General features: G+C 46.0%; 2 protein-coding genes. Both read right to left on the reverse strand.

The window, feature by feature from the left end; genetic code table 11:
* Nucleotides 1-398 precede the first annotated feature (398 nt).
* Complete coding sequence (locus K8S15_13510) at nucleotides 399-1460, reverse strand: transposase (protein ID MCD4777053.1); 1062 nt, start codon at nucleotides 1458-1460, stop codon at nucleotides 399-401.
* An 11-nt stretch (nucleotides 1461-1471) separates the two neighbouring features.
* The gene (locus K8S15_13515) at nucleotides 1472-2359 is read right to left on the reverse strand and encodes a site-specific integrase (GenBank protein MCD4777054.1); all 888 of its coding nucleotides are present in this window, start codon (nucleotides 2357-2359) and stop codon (nucleotides 1472-1474) included.
* Nucleotides 2360-2595 lie beyond the last annotated feature (236 nt).

The following is a 2595-nucleotide window of genomic DNA, read 5'->3' on the forward strand; positions in this document are numbered from 1 at the left end:
TGCTCGGTAATATTCCAGTCTAGTTTGCCGTGACATTTAGGACATTCCAAGATTTTTACTAAATACTTCTGCATGTGTCTCCTTTGTATTTCTATTGCATAACGAATTAAGGATTTGTAGCGCACTTGATGCGCTACAATCCTTGTTGAATTAAGCGCTGTTTTGTAGTCTTTGCAATTTCTATTTACGGCGATTAGTATGTGTTTTGTTGTGACCTGGGTCAACAACAGTGAAGTAACCGGTCGGATATTTACGATTTAAACTGGTTTCTGTGTATCTGGCAGTTGCTGTACTCATCTGAACGAGAGGTATGCTGGTTTTGCGTAGACCAGTACTATGCCGCTTCGTGAAGGTACTAAGCAGTCTGGACTGGCTGATAAAGCGTTGAATAATCAGGGTCACGGCGGGGCTCTCATTCTTTCCAGAGCGTTACCAGACATCAGTTCTGTACCGCAATGACGGCAGTAATACTTCTTAGGCTTTTCAGGAGGAATGATTACCGGTGGTAATTCCAGCTGAGCCCGTATTGAATTGAGCTTATCGGTACAGCGCTGATGGAGATATCCGTAGTAACGCACCTTGCAGAAGCCCCTTGGCAAAATATGCTGAAGGAAGCGAGCCATGAAGACAGTAGCCGGAAGCGTCATATACTTCCAGTCCTTTGTATCCACCGGTTGATACTTGAACGTTACTTTGTCATCAACAAGCGAGATTATACAATTATTCGTTATGGCAACACGGTAGATATAGCGTGAGAGATACCTGATCGCCTCAGGTCCTCTGCCAACTGATTCGCAGTGAACAACCCAGTCCTTCTTCCATACTTCTTCAGGAACTGCGTCATAGAGCCCGAGAGCCTTCATTCCATCCCGGAATTTTGCTCGATAGATCGGTGATAACGCCTGTACCGGCAGGAAGAACTCTTTGCAGGGGGACCAGACCCAGTTACCGTTCTTGTTGATCCCGCCGCCGGGAACCAGGTAATGAACATGGGAATGGTATGAGAGATTGCGCCCCCATGTATGCAGAACACCAAGCATACCCGGCTGCGCACCCAGGTGGCGGGGATCATCTGCGAGCTTTTTCACAGAGTTGGCTGAAGATTGGAACAGAAGATTGTAACAATCCTTCTGATGACTTCTGACAACTTCGTTCAGTTCATGGGGAAGAGTAAAGGTAAGAAGGAAGCATGGTACTTCAGGAATACGGGCTGACTGTTTTTCCACCCACCTTGTCGCATCATCGTTGCCGCACTTGGGACAATGCCGGTTACCGCAGGAATGGTAACTGTACCGCTTCTCGCCGCAGGAAGGGCAGACAAAAATGTTACCACCAAGTTCAGGTGTCCGGCAGGATATGATGTCATATATTGCTCTCCTGTGGCTCGGGATAATTCGCTCACCGAATTGCCTGAGATAATCATCCTTGTATTGGCGGAAGATATCCGCCATCTCGACCATGATCCCTCAGTTCAGGGAAGATCTCTCATAATCTCGTCAAGGGATTTTCGGACTACTATTGCTGATGCATCAGTCAAATGTGTATAGATCGCTGTGGTTGAGGGACTCTTATGTCCAAGATTCGCTTGGATCTGCCGCAGATTTACACCAGCCTCCAGCAAATGGGTAGCATATGAGTGCCGAAGTGTGTGAACATGAGCTTTCTTATTGATCCCGCTATCCTTCAACCCTTTTTTGAACGCTTTCTGTATAACGCTTACACAGAATGGCTCTTGAGCAGGGTCTGATATGCGATAGCCATATTTCCCGTCACGTATTTTCTGAACTTTGGGAAACAACCATACATCATTCCGGTGCAGCAGCCAGAACTCGCGCAGCAATTGAAGCGTACGCATGGGCAAAGGTATGTAACGATCCCTGCCACCTTTTCCATACCGGATATGAACGACCATCTGATCTCTGTCAATGTCACAGACCTGCAGTTTGACAGCTTCCTTTACACGGAGTCCAAGAGAATATATCGTTTCAAGACATACTCGATGGTGAGGATATTTGAGCTGCTTCATGATGAGAATAACTTCCCTGCGGGACAGGATGACTGGAAGCTTCTTTCTTTTCTCAGGACGCAAAAGCCCTACGATCGACCAGTCACGTTTCAGTGTATGTTCCCAAAAGAACTTGATCCCACAGATGGCTACCTTGAATGTTGAACGGGACCATTTCTTCTCATTTTTCGCGTAAAGAAAGTACGAGCGTATTTCTTTCTCATCTATCCTGTCTGGAGATCTATCGTAGTAATCTGCAAGCTGCCGAACCGCTCTAACATATGAATCCTGAGTTCTTTCACTCATCCCAGCAAGCTGAAGATCCTCGATCATCCTTTGTCTTAATGTGGTCATAGCATCCTCCCATTGTTACAGGAACGCTGTATTACGTCCCGGAAGGAAGTATGCTATATCTGAAATGTATGAAGAGCTTTACCTGACCTGCGCTGCGACGCAGCGCTTAGTTCAACAATGATTGTGTAGAGTCTTCACTTTTTTTCAAATCCCGGATTCAAGTTCCAAGTGCAACAGTTAACCTTTCAATTGTGTTGAAGAATACTTCATTGGGTGTTTTGAAGGCAAGTTTCTTT

Source organism: Candidatus Aegiribacteria sp., from assembly GCA_021108005.1.
In the GTDB taxonomy this organism is placed as follows: Bacteria; Fermentibacterota; Fermentibacteria; order Fermentibacterales; family JCC-6; genus Aegiribacteria.